The 22,262-nt window shown below is 42.7% G+C and carries 16 protein-coding genes and 5 tRNA genes; 19 read left to right on the forward strand and 2 right to left on the reverse strand.

Annotated elements, in window-relative coordinates; translation table 11 throughout:
• Positions 1–45: 45 nt before the first annotated feature.
• Positions 46–2,067, reverse strand: a complete 2,022-nt coding sequence (uvrB, locus tag H5125_RS05810) for an excinuclease ABC subunit UvrB (protein ID WP_101087040.1) — start codon at positions 2,065–2,067, stop codon at positions 46–48.
• Positions 2,068–3,656: 1,589 nt separating this feature from the next.
• Here uvrB and H5125_RS05815 point away from each other — a divergent pair.
• From H5125_RS05815 to gloA, 19 genes are all read left to right on the forward strand, one after another.
• Positions 3,657–3,732 (forward strand) — tRNA-Asn (locus H5125_RS05815).
• A gap of 33 nt (positions 3,733–3,765) precedes the next feature.
• Positions 3,766–3,841, forward strand: a tRNA-Asn gene (locus H5125_RS05820).
• A 23-nt stretch (positions 3,842–3,864) separates the two neighbouring features.
• Positions 3,865–3,940 (forward strand) — tRNA-Asn (locus H5125_RS05825).
• Between the two features lie 29 nt (positions 3,941–3,969).
• Positions 3,970–4,045, forward strand: a tRNA-Asn gene (locus H5125_RS05830).
• A gap of 32 nt (positions 4,046–4,077) precedes the next feature.
• A tRNA-Asn gene (locus H5125_RS05835) sits at positions 4,078–4,153 on the forward strand.
• A gap of 390 nt (positions 4,154–4,543) precedes the next feature.
• Entirely contained in the window at positions 4,544–6,442 is a 1,899-nt protein-coding gene (locus H5125_RS05840; protein ID WP_162023251.1) for an EAL domain-containing protein, read from the forward strand.
• Between the two features lie 139 nt (positions 6,443–6,581).
• A complete protein-coding gene (gene rsxA, locus H5125_RS05845; protein WP_101087227.1) occupies positions 6,582–7,160 on the forward strand; it encodes an electron transport complex subunit RsxA in 579 nt (192 codons plus the stop codon).
• Positions 7,160–7,741: an electron transport complex subunit RsxB gene (gene rsxB / locus H5125_RS05850; RefSeq protein WP_101087038.1), complete on the forward strand. Its 582-nt coding sequence runs from the start codon at positions 7,160–7,162 to the stop codon at positions 7,739–7,741. Before rsxA ends, rsxB begins: the two co-directional genes overlap by 1 nt.
• On the forward strand, positions 7,735–10,089 hold the full coding sequence (gene rsxC, locus H5125_RS05855; RefSeq protein WP_182743751.1) for an electron transport complex subunit RsxC: 2,355 nt from the start codon (positions 7,735–7,737) through the stop codon (positions 10,087–10,089). The genes rsxB and rsxC overlap by 7 nt, the downstream gene beginning before the upstream one ends.
• A 2-nt stretch (positions 10,090–10,091) precedes the next feature.
• Positions 10,092–11,144, forward strand: coding sequence for an electron transport complex subunit RsxD (rsxD, locus tag H5125_RS05860; protein WP_101087036.1), 1,053 nt, complete (start codon positions 10,092–10,094; stop codon positions 11,142–11,144).
• 2 nt (positions 11,145–11,146) lie between these two features.
• Positions 11,147–11,794: an electron transport complex subunit RsxG gene (rsxG, locus tag H5125_RS05865; protein ID WP_243756173.1), complete on the forward strand. Its 648-nt coding sequence runs from the start codon at positions 11,147–11,149 to the stop codon at positions 11,792–11,794.
• Positions 11,787–12,482, forward strand: coding sequence for an electron transport complex subunit E (locus tag H5125_RS05870; RefSeq protein WP_101087034.1), 696 nt, complete (start codon positions 11,787–11,789; stop codon positions 12,480–12,482). Before rsxG ends, H5125_RS05870 begins: the two co-directional genes overlap by 8 nt.
• Before the next feature lie 59 nt (positions 12,483–12,541).
• A complete protein-coding gene (gene nth, locus H5125_RS05875; RefSeq protein ID WP_101087033.1) occupies positions 12,542–13,174 on the forward strand; it encodes an endonuclease III in 633 nt (210 codons plus the stop codon).
• A gap of 934 nt (positions 13,175–14,108) precedes the next feature.
• Positions 14,109–15,071 carry a mechanosensitive ion channel family protein gene (locus H5125_RS05880; RefSeq protein WP_101087032.1) on the forward strand — a complete coding sequence of 321 codons (963 nt, stop codon included), beginning with the start codon at positions 14,109–14,111 and terminating at the stop codon, positions 15,069–15,071.
• Positions 15,072–16,042: 971 nt separating this feature from the next.
• The gene (locus H5125_RS05885; RefSeq protein ID WP_182743752.1) at positions 16,043–17,419 is read left to right on the forward strand and encodes an NAD-dependent succinate-semialdehyde dehydrogenase; all 1,377 of its coding nucleotides are present in this window, start codon (positions 16,043–16,045) and stop codon (positions 17,417–17,419) included.
• A 54-nt stretch (positions 17,420–17,473) separates the two neighbouring features.
• Complete coding sequence (locus H5125_RS05890; protein ID WP_208062799.1) at positions 17,474–18,076, forward strand: SDR family oxidoreductase; 603 nt, start codon at positions 17,474–17,476, stop codon at positions 18,074–18,076.
• Positions 18,077–18,156: 80 nt separating this feature from the next.
• A complete protein-coding gene (locus tag H5125_RS05895; RefSeq protein WP_101087030.1) occupies positions 18,157–18,894 on the forward strand; it encodes an SDR family oxidoreductase in 738 nt (245 codons plus the stop codon).
• Between the two features lie 381 nt (positions 18,895–19,275).
• On the forward strand, positions 19,276–20,052 hold the full coding sequence (locus tag H5125_RS05900; protein ID WP_101087029.1) for a hypothetical protein: 777 nt from the start codon (positions 19,276–19,278) through the stop codon (positions 20,050–20,052).
• 584 nt (positions 20,053–20,636) lie between these two features.
• Positions 20,637–21,047: a lactoylglutathione lyase gene (gene gloA, locus H5125_RS05905; RefSeq protein WP_162023257.1), complete on the forward strand. Its 411-nt coding sequence runs from the start codon at positions 20,637–20,639 to the stop codon at positions 21,045–21,047.
• Between the two features lie 180 nt (positions 21,048–21,227).
• On the opposite strand, the gene ruvB is transcribed toward gloA, so the two are convergent.
• On the reverse strand, positions 21,228–22,238 hold the full coding sequence (ruvB, locus tag H5125_RS05910) for a Holliday junction branch migration DNA helicase RuvB (RefSeq protein WP_182743753.1): 1,011 nt from the start codon (positions 22,236–22,238) through the stop codon (positions 21,228–21,230).
• Positions 22,239–22,262 lie beyond the last annotated feature (24 nt).

The raw sequence follows: 22,262 nt of genomic DNA on the forward strand, positions 1-22,262 counted from the left end.
TAAACTGGCTATCTATTTTCACCTAAAATTATATTTTTCAGTAAATTAACTGTTTACAATGATCAGGTCACGTAAATGTTTGACGTCATCACGCACGGCAGCAGCTTGTTCAAACTCTAGGTTCTTAGCGTGTTCATGCATTTGTTTTTCCAATTTATCAATTTGATGACTCAAATCGGCAATACTGGTGTATTTCGCTCGCTCTTCTGCCACTTCAGCAAATTTAGAGTGATTTTTACGAGTACCTTTACTGAAGTTAGTGTCACCTACATCCATTACATCGGTAATACTCTTCACTACTCCACGAGGCACAATACCGAGTTTAAGGTTATGTAGGTGTTGCTTTTCACGGCGACGCTCTGTTTCCCCCATGGCTTTAGCCATTGAGTTTGTTATTCGGTCCGCATATAGAATAACTTTACCGTTAACGTTACGAGCAGCACGGCCGATGGTCTGAATAAGTGATCTCTCTGAACGTAAAAAGCCTTCTTTGTCTGCATCTAAAATGCACACTAATGACACTTCAGGTAGATCTAGCCCTTCACGTAATAAGTTAATGCCAATCAGTACGTCAAAACGTCCCAAGCGTAAATCACGAATAATTTCAACTCGTTCAACGGTATCAATGTCCGAATGTAAATAACGAACTTTAACCCCATGCTCGTCAAGGTATTCACTCAGATCTTCAGACATCCGTTTAGTTAATGTGGTCACCAGCACACGCTCATTAACCGCCACGCGTTTGTGGATCTCAGACAAAAGATCGTCAACTTGAATGCCCACAGGCCGAACTTCCAATACAGGATCGAGTAATCCGGTTGGCCTTACAACCTGCTCAGCAATCTCGCCGGTACTTTTTTCAAGCTCGTATAAACTAGGTGTAGCTGAAACAAAAATGGTTTGCGGCATTAATCGTTCAAACTCTTCAAACATTAACGGCCGATTATCTAGTGCTGATGGTAATCGAAACCCATACTCTACTAAGTTCATTTTCCTGCTTCTATCACCTTTGTACATAGCGCCAATTTGCGGTACCGTCACATGTGACTCATCAATAATCAGTAGACCATCTGCAGGTAAATAATCTAATAATGTTGGTGGACCTTCTCCAGGCGATCTGCCTGATAAATATCGAGAGTAGTTTTCAATCCCGGAGCAATATCCTAGCTCGACCATCATTTCTATGTCGTATTGAACTCGCTCAGTGATCCGCTGAGCTTCAATCAATTTATTGTTATCGAGTAGATATTGACGACGTTCTCTGAGTTCTTCTTTAATATCTTCAGTTGCCGCTAAAATTTTCTCTCTTGGTGTCACATAATGCGTTTTGGGATAAATGGTGGCACGCGCTATTCGTTTGTTAATCTGTCCGGTCAAGGGATCAAACTCACTTAAGCGTTCTATTTCGTCGTCAAATAATTCTATTCGAATGGCTTCGCGTTCAGATTCTGCTGGAAAAATATCTATCACTTCACCGCGAACTCGATATGTCCCGCGTTGTAACTCAATGTCATTGCGTTTGTATTGTAATTCACTGAGCCGAATGAGGATGTCACGTTGGCCCATAAAATCGCCTTGACGCAAATGCAATAACATCTTCATATAAGAATCGGGATCGCCTAAACCATATATGGCTGACACAGAGGCAATAAGCACCACATCTTTACGCTCTAATAACGCTTTAGTGGCCGATAAACGCATTTGCTCGATGTGGGCATTCACCGATGCATCTTTTTCAATAAAGGTATTAGAAGCGGGTACATAAGCTTCTGGTTGATAGTAATCATAATAAGAAACAAAATATTCAACCGCATTATGTGGAAAAAACTCTTTCATTTCGCCATAGAGTTGCGCGGCAAGTGTTTTGTTAGGCGCCATAATAATGGTTGGCCTGCCCATTTGCTTAATCACATTCGCGATAGTATAGGTTTTACCTGACCCTGTTACGCCTAATAACGTTTGGCTAGCAACGCCAGACTCTAAGCCCTCTACTAATTTTTTTATTGCTGTAGGTTGATCGCCGGCGGGTTCGAATTTGGACTCTAGGGAAAATACTGACTCTGACACAACATGGTTTCCTATTCTATTGAACCAATTATCATATACCTAAACACAGGTTAATGGCGATACATAATAGTACTAAATCTCTGGTGTTTTTACTTGAGGCAGTAACTATATTGAAGGAAAAATTGCAGAATATTATTTAATATTGGTGTGTTTCATGCAGATCATTCTCTGTCACTTGGTTCTTCAATATGACAGCATAATGATCGTAATATGAAAGTTATAAACAAATCGATTCGATCAGTATTTTAGGCCACAAATGCGCTAAAAATCGAGCTTAAAGCACAATTTAATACACAATCTACTATTCAAAGAGATTACAATTTTGCAATTGACAGAACAGTGAAAAAATAAAGTTGTTGATTTTTGTATCTGTTTGATTAAAAACAACTTAACTTATCGCTAAATATTTGTACCAATTTAAGTCCGACTCAAGCGCAACAAGGGTTAGCCGCTTATTTACAGTAGAAGTCCACAAGTTTATCCACAGATTTAGTGGATAAGTCACAAAAGCCCAATACTACTGCGGGGTAGCGACCAAGTGAGTTTCATAAAAACGTAAGAAAATTGTGATGAAATTTAATTACATTTGCACATTAATACGAAAGATAGCGACAATAGTTCAGTTGCTGTTTTAAATTTGTAGTCGCCTCATATATTAGCAACGCCTTGAACACCGATCAACATTGCGATCAGTGAGCGCTGACGCTGGTACACATTCAACAAATATCACCTCCCTCGTATCGCTAAGCATGGTTGACTCAGCCGAAGCTATGGCTGGTGAATATCAACCATACTCAAATTGATTGCTTTTCAGGCAAGTCTTAGTATTTAGTGATAACTGCACTATAGGACTCATCAAGGTGTCAACAATATAGTTATAATGCCACTGGTGATAACTGGGTAATCTCAACGGCTAAAAACAACAATGTACAACAATGTATTACTCGGTTTAAAAGCTCGTTTGCGCTATGTATCGATGCTTTGCTGAGTTAAATATCATTAACATACTTTGACTCAAGAAGCTGTCGATAAAAACATAACTTAATCTCATAACTCAATCTCATAAGATCAACCTTAATTTAGGATAATAAAGAATTATCACATCACAAAGTTTGCACTATCAGTTTGCTTAAAGTGACATTGACTTGCAATAAGCACCCTTTTCACATGTAAAATCTGCTTAATGAGTGCAACAAATAGTAAGTTTGATATTGCTGACTTGCCAAAAATCCGTTTTTACCGATCTATACAATCTCTGTATCCCGAATTGAACTTATATCAACACGGTTTTCAGTTCCACCATAAAACCACACCGACGAGATAGCCGAAAAAACGCAACGATAGACATCAAAAACATGATGTATACAAAAATATTGTCTTTATAATCGAGGAAATGAATGTTGAGAGTAAGTGATTCATTTTGTTTTCATTGTTTAAAAATCGACACAAATGCCCAAAAGTCGTTCACGATGTGTGTTTGGTAACCAATTAGTCACATAAATGCGTTTTTTTTTATAACTCGAGTTGACTCAGTTACCAGAGCGTTTTACTATGCGCTCCGTTCTCAGCAATACATTGCTAAAAACGCTTCCCCAGTAGTTCAGTTGGTAGAACGGCGGACTGTTAATCCGTATGTCACTGGTTCGAGTCCAGTCTGGGGAGCCAATTTAGTATGCAGAGTTGAGATGTAAGCGTAATTCCCCAATAGTTCAGTTGGTAGAACGGCGGACTGTTAATCCGTATGTCACTGGTTCGAGTCCAGTTTGGGGAGCCATCGTTTACTGTTATCGAAATAATTCCCCAATAGTTCAGTTGGTAGAACGGCGGACTGTTAATCCGTATGTCACTGGTTCAAGTCCAGTTTGGGGAGCCATCGAGATAACACATTTGAAATAATACGCTTCCCCAATAGTTCAGTTGGTAGAACGGCGGACTGTTAATCCGTATGTCACTGGTTCGAGTCCAGTTTGGGGAGCCATTTCAAATTAAGTATTTATAGTAATAATTAATTCCCCAGTAGTTCAGTTGGTAGAACGGCGGACTGTTAATCCGTATGTCACTGGTTCGAGTCCAGTCTGGGGAGCCATTATTAAACGCAACATGAAACGCAACATGAAACGCAACAATAGCCACAGAAATCCCGCAACGTTATCATCTGCAAAACACACTCTTGCTTAATCTACCCTATAATTTCAATATTTTAATCAATAGTTTAATTTACCTTAGCTATAATCGCTTATTCATCGGTATTAATTAGTACTAAATCGCTAGTTTTTCTATTATAAATAATACCTTAGATTAGTAATCATTTAATCTCATTTCTGCTATGATGATATTGGTTATTATATAAACTATTTAAAGCATTATTATTTAAAGCATTATATTATTGATTAAATACCACGGTCGAACATCTACAGCACGACATTTGTGCAAGACCGAGCAAATTTAGCCATACACTCATGGGAATTGTTGTTTTATGGGCTTATCGAAATCCTTTCAGCTTGTCCTTTTTATCGTGTTCGGTTTATTAATTTTTCGAATTTACACGGTCGAAAACAACGAAGTACAAGAACAAGGTGAAATAGCACGAGCTAATTACCAGCAATACGTGCAAACCATTGATCAATGGCAGGGTAGCGGAGAAGCGCTATACCAACGTATGTCTACAGCGTTTTCTTTTCAATTTTTCCAATATATCCATAATACTGACAGCAATGAAAATTATACTCATGGCAGTTTACTTCGCCCTTCTGATGATTTTGCCAGCGAGATTTTTAATATTGAATTAGGCCATGTGCATGATTTTCCTGACGGGCGTTTACAAGTTAGATTAGACACCGCGAGTGTGTTGTCCCCTAGTTTTAATGACTTAGAGCAAACTGCGACGTTATTGATTACCGCTTATATTGCTTTGATGTTGTTATTTGCGGTGTTAATGCAATTACATCGTAAAAGAATTAACTATGCCGCCGAATACATTACTCATATTCCAGACTTATCGTTCCTAGCCATTGAGAAATCTCGCTTCCCAGGTGTGCTCCATCCCATCGGCAAAGCATTAGAAACATGTCGTAGCCAATTAAAACTCAGTTTAGATCGCGTACGCAAAGAAAATGAACAATTAACTAAAGCGGCATATCAAGATCCCGTGAGTGGTTTTTCTACTCGACAACGCTTTACACAACATATTGACACTATAAGCAAAACAGATAAACAACAGCATGGTGTCCTCGTTGTTATTAAGGCCGCAGAACTGGCAACGATTAACCAACTACATGGCCGTGCTGCTGGTGATGATTATTTAGCTAAACTGGCTACTTGTATTCGAAAGTCAGTTACAAACCTCGGATTGAGTGAGTGTTTTCGGGTATCTAGCGGTGATTTTGCTGTTTTCATTGAAAGTATTACTCTTAAAGAGGGTGAACGATTTTTAGAGCAACTTAAGCGTCATCTTGATGAATATGCCCAGAGTATCAAGAGTGACTCTATTGCTCATGCGGGTATGGTGCCTTATCAACAAGGAAATGAACCATTAGCATTGATGGCATTAGCCGATACCGCTGTCAGCGTGGCACAAACGCTCGGACCCAATCGCTACTATCAATTGGAAAAATTATCAGCGAATGAACAATTTGGTAATAACCATTGGAAAGTGACCATTGACGACTTAATTAACCGTCGAAGTATTAAATTTTATCAACAACCTATTCAGCCCTGTAATAATGACACCGAAGTTTACCGTGAACTTTTGGCTCGATTTTATAACTCCGAAGGTAAACCTTTACCCACAACCACTGTGATTGCGATGGCTGAGCGTTATGGTATGAGTGTAGAACTCGATAAAATGATAGTCACTCAAACCATTAAAGTGTTAAGTGAAAACCCCAGTATTTCAGGCCAAATGGGGGTAAATATTAGTGCTTCTTCTGCTCTGCAAGAGAGTTTTACCGTGTGGTTGAAGGATATATTATCTAAACACCGTGGTACTGCGGCTAGATTAGTGTTTGAACTCAATGAGTCTGGAATGCAGGCTAACTTAGAGTCTAGTCATAAATTTGTCACAGAGATCCATAAAGTTGGCGCAAAAGTCGCTGTCGAACGCTTTGGTTTAGGTTTTACCTCATTTAAATTTTTCCGAGAGGTCCGTCCTGACTTTATCAAATTGGACAGCAGTTATAGTGATAATATTGAACAGGATAACAACAATAAATTCTTTATCCGGATGATTGTTGATATCGCCAAACGCATTAGTATTCGAGTCATTGCCACGGGTGTTGAAAAACAAGATGAAAAACTCACCCTTGAAAAACTTTTAGTGGATGGACTACAAGGATATTATATTGCTAAACCTGAAGCGTTGTTAACTAAACAGTAAAAACAACGTTAACAAACGGTAAAAATAACGATTTTATGTCAAGGTTAAACATTTTATGTTTAACCTTATTTTTTATCCGTTGTTTATCGGCGCCAAACCTAAGATAATACTAGGATCTATTGGTCAAAAAATTGTAGCAATGACAGAGTATCTTCTCTTGTTGATCGGCACAGTGCTGGTGAATAACTTCGTTCTGGTAAAATTCTTAGGTCTATGCCCTTTTATGGGGGTGTCGAGCAAATTGGCGTCAGCAATTGGCATGTCGATGGCAACCACGTTTGTGTTGACCCTAGCCTCTATTCTGAGTTATCTCACCAATGAATTTTTACTGCAGCCATTTGACCTCAACTACTTACGTACGATGAGCTTTATTTTGGTTATTGCCGTCGTAGTGCAATTTACCGAGATGGTTGTGCAAAAAACCAGTGCATCTTTACATCGTGCTCTGGGCATTTACTTGCCACTTATCACGACTAACTGCGCTGTATTAGGCGTCGCTTTACTCAACGTCAATGAAGACCATAACTTTATTCAATCGGCTATTTATGGTTTTGGTGCTGCAGTTGGCTTCTCATTAGTGTTAATTTTGTTTTCGGCCATGCGCGAGCGATTAGCCGCTGCAGACGTGCCCTTGCCTTTTAAAGGTGGCGCAATTGCCATGATCACCGCCGGTTTAATGTCATTAGCCTTCATGGGGTTTGCGGGGCTAGTTAGCTAATGGTATCGAATATATTAATTGCTGTTGCTGTATTAAGCGTTTTAGCATTAGTGTTTGGCGTCATTTTAGGTTTTGCCTCAAAAAAATTCAAAGTTGAAGGTAATCCTATTATTGATCAAGTTGAAACCCTGCTTCCGCAAACTCAATGCGGTCAGTGTGGTTATCCTGGTTGTCGCCCCTATGCTGAGGCTATCGCTAACGGCGATAAAATCAATAAATGCCCTCCTGGTGGTACTGCTACCATGGAAAAGATTGCCGAGCTTATGGGGGTTGAACCTGAAGCATTAGGCGAAGAGGCACAAGCCAGTATTAAAAAAGTAGCTTATATCCGTGAAGATGAATGTATTGGGTGTACCAAATGTATTCAAGCCTGCCCAGTTGATGCCATTTTAGGTGCTGGTAAATTAATGCATACCGTTATTGCCAAAGATTGTACCGGCTGTGACTTATGTGTTGAGCCTTGCCCTGTCGATTGTATTGATATGATCCCAGTTGAAACCACAATACAAAATTGGGATTGGAAATTACGCGCGATCCCTATCAACGTGATCAATACAGAGCAAGAGGACAAACGGTGCTAACGTTATTAGAGCAATTAGATAAAGGTGCTTTGTGGCGCTCTCCTGGCGGGATTCATCCACCTGAACTTAAATCACTTTCCAACCAAAGCACCATATCACCTTTGCCACTGCAATCGCGATTTGTGATACCGGTTCCTCTTGTTGGTCAACAAGCGACCTTGAGTGTCAAGGTCGGCGACCAGGTATTAAAAGGACAACCACTCACTGAAGGTGCTGGTTTTATTTATTTACCCGTCCATGCCCCTACTTCCGGGACCGTTGTCGCGATAGAGCAACACGGTAGCAATCATCCCTCTTCATTGCCTGTGCTGAGTTGCATTATCGAAGCCGATGGACATGATACTTGGTGTGATCTTACCTCAAATCAGATTGAACAACTGTCCAAAGCCGATATTTTAGCCAAAATAAGGCAAGCAGGTATTGCAGGAATGGGCGGCGCAGCGTTTCCCAGTCATGTAAAACTCAACCCCGCGAGTGAAATCGATTTAATCATTATTAATGGGGTGGAGTGCGAACCTTACATTAGTGCTGATGATCGATTAATGCGTGAATACAGTGATGAAATATTAACTGGTATTAGTATCATTCAGCATTTGCTTAACGCACAACGTATTATTATCGCTATTGAAGATAATAAACCTGAAGCGGCTCAAGCAATGGAGTCTGCTATTCGTCGCAGCTCATTACCTAACGATATGATCCGTGTCACCGTTATTCCGACAAAGTACCCGTCAGGCGGCGAAAAACAACTTATTCAAATTATTACCGGCAAAGAAGTGCCCAGTGGAGCCATTCCTGCTCAACTTGGTATTGTTATGCATAACGTCGGTACCGCCTATGCCATTCAAGAAGCGGTATTACAGGGTAAACCACTCATTGAACGCGTAGTGACGTTAACCGGTGAATCCATCGGTAAACCTGGAAACTATTGGCTGAGAATTGGCACTACAGTAGCTGATGCCCTCAGCCAAGTCGGTTTTGAACCGCAGAGTTCACAAAAAGTCATTGTCGGCGGTCCGATGATGGGATACGCGTTGAGTGATCTTGATGTGCCAATATCAAAAGGAACCAACTGTTTATTAGCACCAAGCCAAGCAGAAATAGCTCCTGATCCAGATGAGAAAGCCTGTATTCGTTGTGGTGAGTGTGCAGTCGCCTGCCCCGCGTTATTGTTACCGCAACAGCTATTCTGGCACGCCAAAGCGGAGGAATACGACAAAGCGGCAAGTTTTAACTTAAAAGATTGTATTGAATGCGGTTGTTGCAGCTACGTATGCCCAAGTGACATTCCTTTAGTTGAATATTATCGGGTCGCGAAATCAGCGTTGAAGAATACCGCAGAAGAAAAACTACAAGCTGAAAAAGCAAAAATTCGTTTCGAAACACGCTTACAACGACTTGAAGATGAAAAAAATGCTCGAGAAGAAAAGTCAAAACAAGCAGCTGCCAAACGCCAAGCAAATATGAAGTCGGGTGATAAAGATGCGGTAGCCGCTGCTATGGCACGTATCGCCGCTAAAAAAGCCCAGGCTGCAGAAGGCATAACTGCTGATACTGCTGTAACAACATCTGATAATGATGCACCAAAAGCAGCAATAGACAGTACCAGCGCGAAGAAAACAGCAGTTAATGCCGCTATTGAACGTGCGAAAGCTAAAAAAGCCGCCTTTGCAGCTCAGTCTAAAGTAGATAATCAAAGTGATGTAGCTGCGGTCACAACGGATATAACTAACGAGAACATTGACCCCGTTAATGATAAAAAAGCACAAATTGCTGCTGCAGTTGCTAGAGCTAAAGCCAAGAAAGCAGCATTAGCCAATGTGTCTGCCGTGGCAGATGATGTGAGCGGCGATAAGGCTCGCGATACCGCAAACGAAGTTAATCCAGCAAGCCAAACAGATACAACCATTGCAACAAGCCCTGTCGATGACAAAAAAGCTAAAATTGCTGCGGCCGTAGCCAAAGCGAAAGCCAAGAAAGCAGCATTAACCAATGAATCTGCCGTGGCAGATGATGTGAGCGACGATAAGGCTAATAATTGGGCAAACGAAGTTAATCCAGATACAACCATTGCAGCAAGCCCTGTCGATGACAAAAAAGCTAAAATTGCTGCCGCGGTTGCCAAAGCGAAAGCCAAGAAAGCGGCATTAGCTGGTGATTCTAGCCCGACAAATGACGTAGACGGCGATCAGACTCGCGATACCGCAAACGAAGTGAACCCAGCAATCGAAATTGATACAACCATTGCAGCAATCCCAGTTGATGACAAAAAGGCTAGAATTGCTGCCGCGGTTGCCAAAGCGAAAGCCAAGAAACTCGCTAATAGTGCTAAGCAAGAGGAACTATAACTATGGCATTTAAAATTGCCTCATCTCCACATGTCAGCACAACATTGCACACCAATACGGTAATGAAGCGTGTGGCACTATGCCTTATTCCAGGTATTGCAGTACAAAGCTATTATTTTGGTTACGGCACGTTAGTTCAATTATTACTCGCAATTACGGTGGCTTATTTAGCAGAAGCTGCAGTAATGAAACTGCGCAATAAAAATATTGTCGCTACCTTAACTGATAATAGCGCATTGGTTACCGCAAGCTTACTTGCGGTCGCGATCCCGCCATTAGCACCTTGGTGGTTAATTGTCATCGGAACATTATTTGCTATCGTTATTGTTAAACAACTCTATGGTGGGTTAGGTAATAACGTCTTTAATCCTGCAATGGCCGCTTATGTACTGCTGCTGATTTCATTTCCGGTACAAATGACCTCATGGGTTGCCCCTCAAACCTTAACCGTCAATTACGCAGATATGTTGCATACCTTCAACAGTATCTTTGAATTAAACACGGGATATGCTGCAGATTTTTTCCATTTGGCGATTGATGGCACCACCATGGCAACGCCACTCGACACATTAAAAACAGACCTTTCTATGGGGCTTACCACAACAGAAAGTATGACTAAAACCATCTTCTCTGGCAGTGTCGGCGAAGGTTGGTTTTGGGTCAATATGGCCTATTTTGTTGGTGGCCTAGTGATGCTAAAGCTTAAGGTGATACGCTGGCATATTAGCGGCGCTATTGTGCTGACTTTGTTTGTCTGTGCCAGTATTGGTTTTTTGATCAGCCCAGATACCTTCGTTAGCCCTGCGATGCATTTATTTTCAGGAGGAACCATGCTGGCGGCATTTTTCATTGCCACAGATCCCGTTACCGCAGCAGCAAGTCCTAGAGGTCGACTTATTTTTGGCGCCATGATCGGCTTACTCATATACTTAATACGAACATTTGGTGGTTATCCTGACGCCGTCGCTTTCGCCGTTTTATTAGCCAATATGTGCGCGCCATTTATCGATTATTATGTTCGTCCACGCAGTTATGGTCATCGAGTAGGAAATTAATAATGTCTATTTTAACAACTAACCCGATGATTAAAAATGGCCTATTACTTGGCCTATTTGCCTTATGTTGCACTGGCCTAGTTGCGTTAGTTAACGCGTTAACCAGTGACACCATATTATTGCAACAACAAAAACAATTAACCTTAACGCTTAACCAAATTGTGCCGACTGAGTTATACGATAATGTACTCAGTGAACAATGCATTTTGGTTAACTCCCCGGAACTGTTAGGCACTAAAGCTGACTTACCAGCATACCTTGCTTATAAAAATGAACTCCCTGTAGCCATCGCGATTGAAGCTATTGCACCAGATGGTTATAACGGAGAAATAAAACTCATTATTGGTGTAGATAACCAAGGTAAAATATTAGGTGTTCGTACCCTTTCCCATCAAGAAACCCCGGGGCTTGGTGATAAAATTGAACTGCGAAAATCGGATTGGGTCACTCATTTCAGTGGTAAGTTATTTAAAGACAACAGCAATATGTGGAAAGTAAAGAAAGATGGTGGTCAATTTGACCAATTTACGGGTGCCACTATTACTCCACGCGCTTACGTTAAAGCGATTGCCAATGCACTGACATTTGTTGAACAACATCGCCAAGCACTTTATCAAAGTCATTATGTCTGTGAGGCCAACCATGAGTAAATATAGTGAAATTGCAGCTCAAGGACTATGGAAAAATAACCCGGGATTAGTACAATTATTAGGGTTATGTCCGCTACTAGCCGTTACCGCAACAATCACCAATGCATTGGGTTTGGGCGTCGCGACGTTGTTGGTATTAGTTGGATCCAATATTTTAGTCTCCTTGGTACGTGATTTTGTGCCTAAAGAAATTCGTATCCCCGTGTTTGTCATGATCATTGCCGCGCTTGTTACTTGCGTGCAATTACTGATCAATGCTTATGCCTATAATTTATATTTGTCATTGGGTATTTTCTTACCGCTGATTGTAACCAACTGCGTCATTATCGGCCGCGCAGAAGCATTTGCCTCGCGTAACTCATTAGCGCATTCGGCATTCGATGGATTAATGATGGGCTTAGGCTTTACCGCTGTACTGGTTGTTTTAGGTGCTAGCCGCGAATTGCTCGGCCAAGGAACGTTATTTGGCGGTGCAGATTTACTATTAGGTGATTGGGCAAGTGTGTTAACCATTCATGTATGGCATGTGGACACGCCATTTTTATTGGCTATGTTGCCGCCGGGTGCTTTTATTGGCATGGGATTATTAATAGCCCTTAAAAATGTCATCGATAGCCGAGTTAACGCCCTGCAACCTAAGGTAGAAAGTGTTAGCGTAACGCGTGCGCGGATCACTAAAGTCAACTAACAAGACTTTGCAGTTAAACTACTGAGACCGTTAACTTAACGATAAAATGACCGATTATTATGAATAAAGATAAGCGACAACAAATACTCAACAGATTAAGAGACAATAATCCTAAGCCTGAAACTGAACTGAACTTTTCTAGTCCATTTGAGCTATTAGTTGCTGTCACGCTATCAGCACAAGCAACCGATGTCAGTGTCAACAAGGCAACTGATAAGTTGTTTCCTGTTGCCAATACGCCTCAAGCAATCTATGACTTAGGCGTTGATGGGCTTAAGCAATACATCAAAACAATTGGCTTATACAATAACAAAGCCGTTAATGTGATTAACGCCTGTAAAATGCTGGTTGATTTACATGGTGGCGAAGTACCCGAGAATCGAGAAGCATTAGAAGCTTTACCTGGAGTGGGACGAAAAACGGCCAATGTAGTACTCAATACCGCCTTTGGCTGGCCCACTATTGCCGTTGATACGCATATTTTTCGGCTAGCAAATCGAACGAAGTTTGCTCCTGGCAAAAATGTCGACCAAGTTGAACTGAATATGCTTAAAGTGGTGCCGAGCGAGTTTAAAGTGGATGTACATCATTGGTTTATTCTACACGGACGTTATACTTGTTTAGCACGAAAACCACGATGCGGCAGCTGTATAATTGAAGATTTATGCGAATTTAAAGATAAAACTGAATAGTCTATCACCTTGTTGACGTCGATATGTGTCATGTCTGTTCTCTCTTTTGTCCTGTTGCGGGATAAAGAGGGAAAAGTTCCAAACCTATTGGTATGGTGTATTGTTCACCATTTCACTGACAATTCGCCGCCCTGAGCGTAAGAGTCCAACACCAAATCGGCATGTATCTATACTTATCTTACAGTCATTTTCGTTCAGTGACGCCTCTGCAATTTCGAAAATTTTACGTTTGAACGAAGCTCGTCGTTTAATGTTAACCGACAACTTAGATGTGACAACGACATTCAAAGTTGGCTACGAGAGCCCCTCTCAATTCAGTTGGGAATACCGCCGTTTTTTGGTGCATATCCATTAAAAGATACAAAAGCATTGCGCGAAACTGGACTGCCTCAAGAAGCAAAGGCATAAAGAAAAAGAACCAAAAATGCTAGGTTTAACTTAACTTAACTATTTGTGCTTATGGCACTCACCGACTCTTTCGCAATGATAGAATTGGTTTTATCAACAGCGATACTCCGATATTTGGCTAGCCCACTATTGCCATTGATACACATATTTTTAGCTAAAAAATCGTCCCAAATTATCCCGAGGCAATAGAGGAAGATCAACGCTCCCACCGTTACCCCAGTCACCGCGTAAAGTCAACTTGTGACATCTTTAACGTTGAGCGAATAACATCGGGTGATGACGGTGTAGAAAGCTCTGTTGTCCGCAGCATGTGCTGAGCTTTTTTAAGTAGTAGACAACAGTGCGCTGACTTTCACTCCCTCAAGGATAGTAAAGAGATGTTAGTATGGAGAATATGAGGCTACATGGATTTTCATTTTATGAAAAATGACGTTTTATTTTACCTATCCTCGACACTAGAGAAGCTCAATACACGGGCTGAATCTGCATTGAAGAACGATGATAAATAATAGTGGGAATAATATTAATGGACCTCTCTGTATTAGACAAATTCTGGCAGCTAATTGACGAAAAATTACAAGGCTGGCTAGAAGCTGGCATTAAACACTTGCCGAATTTTATAGTCGCCTTTCTATTAGCCATGTTTTTTGGCTTACTGGCTAAATATGTTGGTAGAGTCGTTCGAAAAGTGCTTCATAAAACCTTAGAGTCTGAACAAATTGCCGATCTACTTTCATCAATTATCAAGATGCTGGTGCTGTTGACAGGGCTATTTATCGCCCTAGAGTTTTTAGGATTAACCGGTACTGTAACGTCACTCTTAGCTGGCGCAGGTATTATTGGCCTAGCACTTGGTTTTGCTTTTCAAGACATGGCAGAGAATCTTATTGCTGGTATTGCGATGGGTATTCGTAAGCCATTTCAAATTGGCGATGTGGTTGAGGCAGGAGATGTGTTTGGCACCGTAAAAACCATTAATTTGCGTAACACATTAGTCGAAACGTTTTTTGGCCAAATAGAAGTTATTCCAAATAAAATCTTGTTTCGAAACGTACTCACAAATTATACGGTTACAGGGGTCAGGCGCATCGTAGTACCCGTTGGTATTTCTTACGCAGACGACCCAGAGAAGGCAGCTGGAGTTATTGAAGAAGCGATAAACGCTTGTGATTTTGTTATCAAAAAAGAACAAACTGCCGTGTTTGCTGAGGGATTTGCAGACAGCTGTATAAACTTAGTAGTCTGGTTCTGGATCGATTACCCAGGTGACACTGGCTTTATGAAAGCTCGACATACGGCGGTTGTAGAAATTAAAAAAGCGCTAGAAAAAGCGGATATCTTAATTCCATTTCCTATCAGAACATTGGATTTTGGCGCCAAAGGCGGTGAGAAGCTCAATACCATGTTGCCGGAAAAAAAGTCAGAAGAAAAGTCAGAAGAAGAATCAGCAGACTCACAGAAGCCATCATCGTCTGAAAATGAAAAGTAACCTCTGGGATCAGAGAAACTTTCATGAACTAAACGTCAGCTTTGTCGCATTGGTCTAACTTAATTAGACTATCAAAACATTTTTGAAGGTTGGCTGATCGGACATGGAATTCTGGAAAAAAGAGCCAACCATCGGCATTCTGCTACTAGTACGCGTATTGTTCCAGGCAGCTTGTAGGTCGGTAACACTTAGCTAGCCGACGTTCAAATTTTCTCTGATATATATAAGCGCATAACCACCGCTTGAATACGCTTATTCTGACTCATCGAATGCGCACAGATGGCATCACTGATCTCACATACAGCATCACTGATCTGACATGTAGCATTACTGATCCGACATATAGCATTACTGATCCGACATATAGCATAATAATTGACTAAATACTTTCGTGAGTCCAGTGGTTCACTTAATCATGTCCTGCCATACAGGAATAACATATCAAGCGTTCAAAGATAAACTATTTTGCTGCCATTACAGCAAGTGGGTCAATACCACCGCCCATTTCAGCGCCAGACAATTTACTGTCGTCAATCCGAGCCCCCTAACAACAAGATATCGCCTAGGGGATTAGCACCATCAAATTTGTTCACTGGTCCCGTATTCTTACAAGCATTCTTACAAAAAGGGGGGGAAGTCGACATGCCTACCTAGCACTTTTTTGTCGATTTATCGAATAAAATTGATACCTAGCACTAACAATCCCTAACTTCCTCATCCATTGAATTGTTCCAACAGTGGGTTCAATGACCCTCAACCCAACAACATCAGACCATGATGAATAGATCAAGCATGTGGTTTATTCTTTTTATACTTTTTCTTTGGGCCATTTATCCACTTCCAGCAGGAGCTCGGCGATGTTTGCAACGTGGTAGTGTTGGCAAGCGAACAGACAGATCCCGCCAATTGACTGATAATCCACCTTAGCTAGCGTCAACGGCGTTAGCCTATCAGACTAGGAAGGAGCAACCATGTCGACAATCACCACCATTAATCCCGCGACCGAAAAAGAAATCCATACCTACGACATCATGACCGAAAAGCAGGCGACGGATCGGCTTGAGTCCTGCCATGGGGCATTTCTGCAATGGCGCGAACTGACCCATCAGGAACGGGCCCCCTACCTCAAGATGATCGCTCAAAAGTTGCTCGACAATGCCGATGAATTGGCCGCTTTGATGACCAACGAAACCGGCAAACTCCTTAAGGATGGACACGTTGAGGTCGAACTCTGTGCAGCTATCTTTAATTACACCGCTGAAAATGGACCCGACGTGCTGGCCGATGAAGATCGTGAGCAAGCACTCAACGGTAAACGCGGCGTCATCAGTTATCAGCCCATCGGCGTTATCTATTCAATTCAGCCTTGGAACTTTCCCCTTTACCAGCCGGTTCGTGTACTGGCATCCAATCTGATGGCTGGTAATGGCTGTATTCTGAAGCACGCTAGCATCTGCACCGGATCCGGTCTACGTTTGCGTGAATTGTGCATTGAGGCCGGCTTGCCCGAGGACCTGTTCCAGGTTTTGGTGATTGACCACGACACCAGCGACAAGCTGATAGCCCACCCTAAGGTCCGTGGTGTCACAATGACCGGCAGCGATGGCGCTGGGCGACACATCGGTGCTGTGGCCGCCAAAGAATTAAAGAAGACGGTACTCGAACTTGGCTCGAATGACGCTTACCTGGTGCTTGAGGATGCCGATATCGAAACCGCCGTAAAATTTTCGGTAATGGGTCGACTTTACAACAACGGAGAGACCTGCGTTTCTGCCAAGCGGTTCATCGTGACCGATAAGGTCTATGACGACTTTGTCGAGGCTTTCGTCGCCCAAATGCAAAAGATCAACATGGGTGACCCCACCGATAAGAATACCCAGCTTGGCCCGCTTTCCAGCCAGGAGCAGTTTGACACCGTCAAGGAGCAGGTGGATGCCAGCGTCGCCAAGGGTGCAAAAATCCTCTGCGGTGGTGAAGTACCAAACCGCACGGGTGCCTATTATCCAGCCACTGTGCTAGCAGACCTCACGCCAGGAATGCCGGCCTACGACGATGAAATCTTCGGACCTGTCGCGTCGATTATCCGCACCAGTGATGATGAGGACGCCATGCGGCTGGCTAATGACAGCCGCTATGGACTCGGCGGTGGGATCTTTTCAAAGGACGAGGAGCGTGCCCTCAAACTGGCGCGCGATGACTTCGACACAGGCATGATCCGTATTAATTCGTTTGGGGCTGCTGATCCGAATATGCCATTTGGCGGGGTCAAGAATTCTGGGTACGGACGTGAACACGGTGGCTTTGGTATGAAGGAATTCGTCAACGTAAAGTCGATTTTTCTACCCTGACCTCGCTTTACACCCACAATTTCGCCCATTTCATCCAACATTAAGGATTTCTCTATGAGCATGAACATTCTTGTCGCCGGTGCCACCGGCAAAACGGGCCAGCTTCTGGCCCAGTACCTGATAGAACAGGGCCATAAGCCGATAGCGCTGGTTCGCGAAAGTTCGGATACCAGTTCACTGCCCCAAGGCGTAGACCTGCGCCATGGTGACCTGACCGACCTGGAAACCGGCCTGTGCGACTGCATGGACGCGGTGATCTTTGCCGCTGGCTCGGGAGGAAGCACGGGCCCTGAAATGACCAAAAAAGTGGATCGGGACGGCGCTAAGCGACTGATTGATCTGGCGAAGGAATCTGGCGTGAAGCGTTTCGTGATGCTCAGCTCGATCGGCGCAGATCAATCCAATCCCACCGGCGACATGGCCCCTTACCTGAATGCCAAACACGAAGCAGACGAATACCTCAAGGCTTCCGGAGTAACCTACTCGATCCTGCGCCCTGTGGCATTGACCAACAAGAGCCGCGGCACGGATGTGATCCTAGGTGAGGACGTCGACAAATCGGCCAAAGCATCTCGAGCGGATGTGGCCCATGTACTGGTGGAGGCCGCTACTACAGGCCGTTACGACGGTATGGTGCTGAATATGCAATCAGCCTGACCGTCGCGTCACTGGCGTAACACCAGGCTTGGACCGTTAACTTGTAAAATTCAATCATTCATTTCAACAGGAGAAAATCCATGTCAGAGATCAATAGCAAAGTCGTTATCATTACCGGTGCCAGCAGTGGTCTGGGTAGAGCCACAGCACTACGCTTGGCAAAGGGTGGCGCCAAACTGGTGCTTGCTGCCCGCCGCGAGGAACGCCTTGTGGAGCTGCGTGACACGATTAAGGATCAGGGTGGTGAAGCTATTTATCAGGTTACCGACGTCACTGACCGCGCTCAGGTCGAGTCGCTGGCCAAGGCCGCGAAGGAAGCTTACGGCCGCATCGACGTGCTGGTCAACAACGCTGGTCTGATGCCGCTATCGCCCCTCGATGAACTCAAGGTCGACGAGTGGGAGAAGATGATTGACGTCAATATCAAAGGCGTGCTCTACGGCATTGCCGCGGTGCTGCCGACCATGCGCGAGCAGCATGTCGGCCACATTATTAATCTCTCGTCGATAGCCGGACATAAGGTCTTTCCCGCGTCCGCCGTTTATTCCGCTACCAAGTTTGCCGTGAAGGCGATATCAGAAGGCATGCGTCAGGAAGGCAATGGGGAAATCCGCTCCACCAATATTTCGCCTGGGGCCGTGGCGACCGAGCTGACCAGTAAAATCAGCGACCCCGATACTGCCAAGGGTGTTGATGAAATGTACGAGATGGCCATTGACCCTGATGCGATTGCGCGAGCAATTGCTTATGCCATTGAGCAGCCGACAGATGTTGATGTCAACGAGATTATCATCCGCCCCACTAGGCAGCCGCTCTAACCAGACAGCCGCTCTATTGACAGGAGCAATAAGCAAACTGGCATGGTAAACGTTCAGCATAACAGCAACTTAGGGTCTACTGTTTAACCACTTAAATTGTAAGCCAACACTGGAGAGCCATTTTTAGAATGCGGGCTCGAACGGATTGTCGGACCAGAGAACAAATGGTACAGCGGAAGGATCCGTTGCCTAAGTGCTTATGTTGTCATTTCTCAGTAAATCCATTTGCTCTACGGTCTCTGTGTCGGAATTTTAGATACGAGATAAGAGCCTAGCATCTAGGGCATAAGCCGTCAGAGTGAAGTAAATAAAAATTTACTTCACTCTCTTTATCATACTTGGCGAATTATCTTGAGGTGAAACAAACGATGAGTATCAACTATGACTGACAAAATATTAAAAATTTCAGATAAGTTTTGGAATATTCGTGGTGAGTTTAACGTTTTCGGTTTATTAAATATTGGCACACATGCTTCTTTAGTAAAGCGCGGTAATGGCAAGTTTGTATTGCTTGACGCTTATGAGATGCAAGACGACGTTAAACAGCAAATCGATTCGCTGACCAACAATGGAGTCAACATTGAAGCGATTATTAATTTGCATCCATTCCACACCGTGCATATTGAAAAAATACATGGGGATTATCCAAACGCAAAACTCTATGGCACACAGCGCCATATCGATAAATTGCCCAACCTAACATGGCAAACAGAGTTAACTAATTCAAACGAGTTTGCCGCTTTGTTTTCAAACGATTTTGAATTTTCAGTGCCCCGCGGGGTCGATTTTATTTCCAAAAACGAGCGCCTACATTTTTCATCGGTGCTTGCTTACCACAAAGAATCAAAAACCATTCACGTTGACGACACATTAATGTACCTTCAATTACCCGGTCTACTTCGTTTTTTAAAAAGTCCAGAATTGTCTTTTCATATGACACTGTCGAAAACATTGGAACGACGCAAAGGAGCTGCTGATGATTTTCGGCTTTGGGCCACGGATATAGCGAAGCAATGGAGCGGTGCTGAAGTGTTGTGTGCGGCTCATTCGTCAACATTATTTATTAAAAACCAATCTCCATCAATTGCGGCGATGATCATGACAGCATTGGAACGGGTAGAATTAACCTTAAAACATCATGAAAACAAGTTTGGTTAACACCATTCTCTTCGTTATATTCCAGTTCAAACTGAATTAGGCATACAGAAATTGGCGAGATCACAACCGATGAAATGTCACTTTTGGATCTGAAACAGTCGAATACGCCAAGACCAGCGAACGGTGCTTATCGAGAAAACCACGATGCGACTGCTGTATAATTGAAGACTTGTGATTTTAAAGACAAGATATACCCAGAAAATTAACCCCCAAAGCACCGAAGGCACTTTAGGGGTTTTATATTAATGTATTGTATATTAACTCATCAATTAATATGCAATACATCTTTAGTGATGGCTCAAATGGGACTATCTATTTTTTGCTGACGCTTAAAACAACGACACAAAAAATGCACTAAAACAAATCGCAATAATAACTGTAGTGCCTAATGCCATTTTCAATTCTGTATTCATTGTCTTGCCTCCAAATGTGTATATGGCAACAATAACGCTTTTTAGCGTTTAACCCAAAAAATATCCTCACAAATGTGAGCTAAAGCAAAATTTTGTTGGTATCAACCGCTAATATTTTCATTGTCATCTGAACTTGTTAAACTTAGATAAATTTTTATAAGAGAGCATATCATGTCGCAATTACTTCATACGATGATCCGTGTAGGCAACCTAGATCGCAGCATTCAATTTTATACCCAAGTGATGGGAATGAAACTACTGCGTCAATCTGAAAACTCAGAATATAAATACACCCTAGCCTTTGTTGGTTTTGGTGAAGAAACCACAGGCCAAGCCGTTATCGAATTAACCTATAACTGGGGTACCGATACATACGATTTAGGCAATGGTTTTGGACATTTGGCCATAGGCGAAGACGATATTTATGCGCGCTGCGAAGCAATTGCTGCTGCTGGCGGTAAAATCACTCGAGCACCTGGCCCTGTTGCTGGCGGCAAAACTGAAATTGCGTTTGTCGAAGATCCAGACGGATACAAAATCGAATTAATTCAAAAAAAATCAGCAACTGAAGCACTTGGTTAATATTGCCTAAGTAGCAAAAATAGGTGCGCTTGAAAGTACACTTTAGATTCGTTAGATATGATAAAACCAGCGAAAGCTGGTTTTATCATTTTGATGACAGAGATTTCGTACAAAATTTTACTGCGCTAGGCTATATATCTACAAGTCATTAGTGTGGGACTAAAATAGCTAATAAACAGATTACGCTTTTTCAGGTCTAACCAAACTAAAATGATCGTAGGCTCTTTGAGAAGCGATACGTCCTCTAGGTGTGCGCTGAATAAAGCCTTGTTGAATTAAAAAAGGCTCCAATACATCTTCAATCGTTTCTCTATCTTCACCTATCGCGGCGGCAAGGTTATCTAATCCTACTGGACCACCCATAAATTTATCAATAATTGCCAGCAGGAGTTTACGGTCTAAATAATCGAAACCTTGCTCATCAACATCAAGTAAATCAAGCGCATATTCGGCAACTTTTTGGGTGACTTTACCATCATGTTTGACTTCCGCATAGTCGCGAACGCGGCGTAATAAACGATTAGCAATTCGCGGGGTGCCTCGTGAACGTTTGGCTATTTCAATCGCACCTTGCTGATCAATCTCAAGCTCCATCACATTCGCTGAGCGTGTTACGATAGTGGTAAGATCTTTGACATTGTAAAACTCTAAACGCAGTGGAATACCAAAACGCGCCCGCAGTGGTGATGTTAGTGCTCCAGCACGAGTGGTCGCCCCTATAAGCGTGAATGGCGGTAAATCTAACTTAATTGAACGTGCTGCAGGGCCGTCACCAATCATAATATCCAGTTGGTAATCTTCCATCGCCGGATAAAGGATCTCTTCCACTACAGGGCTTAAACGATGAATTTCATCGATAAACAGCACATCACCTTCTTCAAGATTGGTTAACAATGCCGCTAAATCACCGGCTTTTTCAAGCACAGGGCCAGAAGTGGATTTGATGTTCACGCCCATTTCATTAGCCACAATCATCGCTAACGTTGTTTTACCTAATCCTGGAGGACCGAAAATCAGCATGTGATCGAGGGCTTCCTGGCGATTTATCGCTGCTTGAATAAAAACCTTAAGCTGCGCTCGAGTATCATCTTGACCGGTATACTCATCCAACATTTTAGGGCGCATAGCACGATCAATCAGTTCATCTTGACCTTGTACCTGCGGTTGGATTAGGCGATCAGCTTCAATCATTTTTACGTACCCTGTTTATGCATA

Source organism: Shewanella sp. SR44-4, from assembly GCF_014163715.1.
Taxonomy (GTDB): Bacteria; Pseudomonadota; Gammaproteobacteria; order Enterobacterales; family Shewanellaceae; genus Shewanella.